Origin of the sequence: Streptosporangium amethystogenes (assembly GCF_000721075.1) — a bacterium.
Classification (GTDB): Bacteria; Actinomycetota; Actinomycetes; order Streptosporangiales; family Streptosporangiaceae; genus Streptosporangium; species Streptosporangium amethystogenes.
In genome coordinates this window covers 1-251 of the sequence record NZ_JOEQ01000207.1, presented here as the reverse complement: position 1 = coordinate 251, position 251 = coordinate 1, and the positions used below count along the sequence as shown (strand labels likewise).

Here is a 251-nt window from a genome sequence, read left to right as displayed (position 1 = left end):
AACCGATCGGCACATCCGAACCCGCCCCCAACCGGGTCAGCAACGCCGCCAACCCGGCCTGCACCACCATGAACACCGTCGCGTTCATCTCACGCGCCAGCTTCACCAGACCACGGTGAACCTCCCGGCCGATCTCCAACCGGACCGTGTCACCCCGGTGCGAGGCGACCGCGGGCCTCGGCCGATCGAACGGCAACACCAACTCCTCGGGCAACCCCGCCAACCGCGACCGCCAGAACGCCACCTGCGCA

Annotated in this window: 1 protein-coding gene; it reads right to left on the bottom strand. The window is 68.9% G+C overall.

Annotated features, from left to right (window positions below; genetic code table 11):
- Window positions 1–199 (bottom strand): hypothetical protein (locus IG98_RS46425; RefSeq protein ID WP_425428167.1); only part of this gene is annotated, 199 nt, incomplete at its 3' end.
- Between the last annotated feature and the right edge of the window lie 52 nt (window positions 200–251).